The organism is Pseudobacter sp., from assembly GCF_051955275.1.
Taxonomy (GTDB): Bacteria; Bacteroidota; Bacteroidia; order Chitinophagales; family Chitinophagaceae; genus Pseudobacter.
On sequence record NZ_JBQCGW010000023.1, the window covers coordinates 1 to 4001 of the forward strand.

Here is a 4001-nt window from a genome sequence, read left to right on the forward strand (position 1 = left end):
CCACGCCCCCCATGAAAAAGGGGCCACACGGTTACACCACCGTATGACCCCGATAGAAATGCCCTTTTGTGTTCGACAACCACATGCACCGTCGTGCACGCAATCGTCTGCCTTTAAACGATTACAAACTTATTCAATCCCTCAGTCTTACCGAAAAATTAATAATGTCAATGTTGTGCGGGTTTATAAATCAGGACAAACTACCATGCCCACACGCAGCTGCATATTCCAGCGGACTGGTACCGGTAATCTTCCGGAAGGCGGTATAGAAGGCACTTCGCGAAGCAAAACCCGCATTATACGCCATCGCTTCTATAGTGATATGCTGCATGGCATCAGGTTGTTTAAGCTGCTCTAATGTACTGCCAACGCGGTAGTTGTTGATAAAATCCACGAAATTCTGCTGGTAACGGTTATTCAGCAACGAAGATAACCGGTGTCCGCTGATACCCAGTTCCCCTGCAAGCATATGAAGGTTCAGGTCCTGCCTCCTGTAAAGCTCTTTCTCCCGCATCAGGGCTTCCAGTCTGATACAAAGCTGCTTTGTTTCCTCATCCTGCTTCATGCTCAGCTCATGCTCCTTGCGGATCTTGGCCAGGGTCTGTGGCTTCATGTCTAGCAATGAAGCGATATGCTCCAGCGGCAGGCGGTTGATATAGCCGGGTTTGGTCTGCAGGAAATAGAAATATCTCTCCCGCGCATTTCCCACTCTCACTATATGAGCACGCTCCTGGGCATCCTGGTAATAATGCTGCATGATCACCCTGTAAGCATAATTGAGATCGAAGTATGTTTCAAATGCCTGAAGGATCATCTGGTTGGGGAAAGCGATGAGTGATGTTGGTTCCACCGCCACAACGCCTTCTTTCGTAGGCCGCTCCCCGTGCATCCCTGAAATGGAACTTACAAATTCATTTTCGATGGAAATATAGGTGATGATCTTTTTCTTCTTGTACGTGGAATGCGCCATCAGTGCGCCTTTTACGATAAAATACATGTATTTGCAGGTCTCCCCCTCATCTATCAGCATTTCCCCTTTTTTAAGGTCAGTGGCCAGACTATACTCTAATATCTGTTCATACAGGTTATGGCTGACAGGGTAAATTGAATGGAGCAGTTGTACCGCTTTGTCAACATCTGTTTTCAGGGCTGGGCGATAAATGAGTTCAGGCATATACGGGTATTCCTTAACAATATAACCTTTTCACCCAGTATAGCATCAATGAGCCTGGCAGGCTCAGGAGATATGTATGTCAATGCAGGAATTTTATGGGTGAGTTTTAGCCCGGAAGCTCCAGGTAAAGCGGAATTCGGCCACTTTTTCACCTGCGGCATTCCTGCCGGTAGCGAGCGCGGTAAAGGTCTGGGACTCTCCGCTGTTCAGTGCAGCTTCCACCGCCTGCTTCATGGCATCTCCATCGGAACAGGTGAAAGTGGTTCTGCCCGTGGCTTTCTTGAAATACTCCGATTCCATTTTTACGATGAGCATGCTTACGGCCGGTTTACGTTTGAAGATCAGGCTCATGGCCAGTGCACCGGTACTGAGCTCCGCCGCCATGGCCAGGCAGGCAAAATAAGTGCTCCGGAACGGGTTCTGCGTTCCCCAGCGATAAGGGACCGTTACTTCACAAAGGCTTTCCGTCATCTTACGGATACGGACACCCGAAAAATATGCGGCAGGCAATTTCATCAGCAAAAACAACCTGAATTTCAGCGGATGATTAGCCAGTCTGATGAATTCCTGTGAAGCGGCTCCTGCCATGGTTGAGCGTTTTGTTGCAGGATAAATATATATTATTCCATGCAAAGTACCCGTTACCCGTTCTGTACTTTGCCCAGGGCCAGCTGTAGTAATGGAAATGGCTTGCCGCTTCCATCCAGTTCGGAATACCCTGTTTGTACAAAACCCATATGTTTGTAGAAACCAACTGCCTGTTCATTGGCTTCATTCACATCCACTTTGGTAACTCCCTGCTCTGCGATGGCGTATTGCAGTAATTGTTTTCCATAACCACCCCCCCTGGCCAGTGGATCAACAAATAACATTTCCAGTTTCCCATCGAGTACGCCACTGAAGGCCAGGATCTTTCCTGCTGCATCTTTGATGCAACGGAGCTCAACTGCAGCCAGGTACTGCTCCAGGATCAGCGGCTTGAAATATTGAATGTTTTCTTCTTTCAGAAAATGATGCGTGGCGCGCACGGACCTTTCCCATAATGCTGTGACTTCAGCATATTCAGCGGCGGCAACGGAATGAATGATTTCCATGTTGCAAATATACCGATCTCTGTTCCCCGCAGAAGCCGCAAAAGCATTGATATAAGTTTGTACCATCTCCCTGTGAGATGCCATGCAGTAATTCAGTTTCCTTGTATGAATATTATGGCTGTCAAAGTTTTAGCAATCTAAATTAAAATTTCCTTACAGGCAGGCCATGTTATTCTAATTGGATTCTAATGCCCGTCCCCACTGCATCCTGCTACCTTTATCCGCTAACAAGTGTAATCAGGAATGCAGGAAATTATAATACAGGACAAACAACGATACCTGGAGCTCAGATACCCTTTTTCATCGATCCCCTTACTGATGGAAAAGCGGTATTGCATGCAGTGCAAGAAAGAATTTGTAGTGGAGAAGTATAAAGTGTTCAGGTCTGAAGAGGGAAGGGAAGTGATCTGTTGTCCCAATGCACCGGTATGTAATGGCACGGTGCTCGACTGGTACAAGAATGGGTAAGTACAATAAAAAGCAGGCTATCGTAACTGATAGCCTGCGACCGAAAGAAACCGTCCATAGAAAAATTATCTGCCCTGTGCCGCATCATTGTTATTAGGCGGCAACTGATTGTTCTGATTATTCTGTTTGTCTGCTGATTTCATATCCCTCGTATTCTTCTGTACGGCAATAGCGGCAAACATGCTCAGGGTATAAGACATCGCATAAAACCCTTTCTCACTTTTTACAAGCTCTGCATTCCAGAGCCCGATCACCAGCAAAAGGATCGATAAGAGGGTTGTGAACCAGGCGATACCATAATAGAGATTGGTTACCGGAATTCCTTCCATCTGGTCGCGCACGGCTTTCTGCACGGAGATGGCGGAGAATAGCCCGAACATCAGTACAGTGAAATAGTAACCTTTTTCATTCAGTTCCATTTCTGCATTCCACAATCCGATATTGAAAGCGGCAACACCCGTGAGCAATGCCACCCAGGAGGCGGCGATAAAAGCGTTGGAAGGCTGCATGGTTTTCTGTTCCATATTGTTGTTTTAATAGGACCAAAACTATACAGCGCCATCCATCTGGCTTTTGACCATTGTCAAAAATGAAAATCGTAAATGTTAAAGCCGGCTGCGGACGCGGCTCAGGGTTTCCTGGGAAATGCCCAGGTAGGAAGCGATATAACCCAGTGGAACCCGTTCGATGATCTCGGGATTTTCTTCCAGCAGCATCTCATACCGCTCTGCGGCTGTGCGGAACTGTGAGTTCACAAACCTGGATTCAAGACGGATATAATATTTTTCGTAAGCGATGCGCAGCAGTCGCTCTGCCTCCCTGTACTGATCCACCAGTTTGTTCAGTGTTTCCTTACTGATGCTCCAGAGCACGGAGCCTTCCATCAGCTGGATATTTTCCACGGCAGGTTGCTGCGTGATGAAACTATGAAAGGAAGTGACGAAGTCGTTCTCAAAACCGAACCAGTGCGTGATCTCTTTGCCATCCAGGTTATAATAGCCACGGAGGCAACCCTGGTCAAGGAAATAGAGATGACGGCATACCCTGCCTGCTTCGATCAGCAGCTCATTTTTGGGCAGCACCATTTTGCTGAACTGGGATTGCAGTTGGTCCTGCATTTCGGGGCTCACCCAGTGTAATTGCTGTAAATGCCTGATCAGTTTGTCCATGCTTGGGATATGGTTAGGTGGCAAAGATAAGGAGGCGGAGCGGCTGATAATCATAGGATTGGCCGGGCATGAGTTTTTATGGCAGATACTGTAAAT

At 47.3% G+C, this 4001-nt stretch carries 6 protein-coding genes; 1 reads left to right on the forward strand and 5 read right to left on the reverse strand.

The features are described from left to right. Positions 1–190 precede the first annotated feature (190 nt). The 3 genes from ACTHMC_RS02600 to ACTHMC_RS02610 form a co-directional block, all read right to left on the reverse strand. Positions 191–1174 (reverse strand): helix-turn-helix domain-containing protein, encoded by a 984-nt coding sequence (locus ACTHMC_RS02600; RefSeq protein ID WP_440410550.1) that lies wholly within the window; start codon positions 1172–1174, stop codon positions 191–193. A 93-nt stretch (positions 1175–1267) separates the two neighbouring features. Then, positions 1268–1762 carry a DUF4442 domain-containing protein gene (locus tag ACTHMC_RS02605; RefSeq protein ID WP_440410552.1) on the reverse strand — a complete coding sequence of 165 codons (495 nt, stop codon included), beginning with the start codon at positions 1760–1762 and terminating at the stop codon, positions 1268–1270. A gap of 53 nt (positions 1763–1815) precedes the next feature. After that, complete coding sequence (locus ACTHMC_RS02610) at positions 1816–2268, reverse strand: GNAT family N-acetyltransferase (protein WP_440410553.1); 453 nt, start codon at positions 2266–2268, stop codon at positions 1816–1818. Positions 2269–2511: 243 nt separating this feature from the next. Here ACTHMC_RS02610 and ACTHMC_RS02615 point away from each other — a divergent pair, with 243 nt between their 5' ends. Further along, complete coding sequence (locus ACTHMC_RS02615; RefSeq protein WP_440410555.1) at positions 2512–2736, forward strand: hypothetical protein; 225 nt, start codon at positions 2512–2514, stop codon at positions 2734–2736. A gap of 65 nt (positions 2737–2801) precedes the next feature. Here the strand turns inward: ACTHMC_RS02615 and yiaA are convergent, their stop codons facing one another. Next, positions 2802–3260: an inner membrane protein YiaA gene (gene yiaA, locus ACTHMC_RS02620; RefSeq protein ID WP_440410556.1), complete on the reverse strand. Its 459-nt coding sequence runs from the start codon at positions 3258–3260 to the stop codon at positions 2802–2804. An 81-nt stretch (positions 3261–3341) separates the two neighbouring features. Next, positions 3342–4001 (reverse strand): Crp/Fnr family transcriptional regulator (locus ACTHMC_RS02625; protein ID WP_440410557.1); only part of this gene is annotated, 660 nt, incomplete at its 5' end.

Excerpts from the sequence above, each read along its gene's own strand:
- ACTHMC_RS02600 (WP_440410550.1), bottom strand. The coding sequence starts at position 1,174 with ATGCCTGAACTCATTTATCGCCCAGCCCTGAAAACAGATGTTGACAAA.
- ACTHMC_RS02605 (WP_440410552.1), bottom strand. The coding sequence starts at position 1,762 with ATGGCAGGAGCCGCTTCACAGGAATTCATCAGACTGGCTAATCATCCG.
- ACTHMC_RS02610 (WP_440410553.1), bottom strand. The coding sequence starts at position 2,268 with ATGGAAATCATTCATTCCGTTGCCGCCGCTGAATATGCTGAAGTCACA.
- ACTHMC_RS02615 (WP_440410555.1), top strand. The coding sequence starts at position 2,512 with ATGCAGGAAATTATAATACAGGACAAACAACGATACCTGGAGCTCAGA.
- yiaA (WP_440410556.1), bottom strand. The coding sequence starts at position 3,260 with ATGGAACAGAAAACCATGCAGCCTTCCAACGCTTTTATCGCCGCCTCC.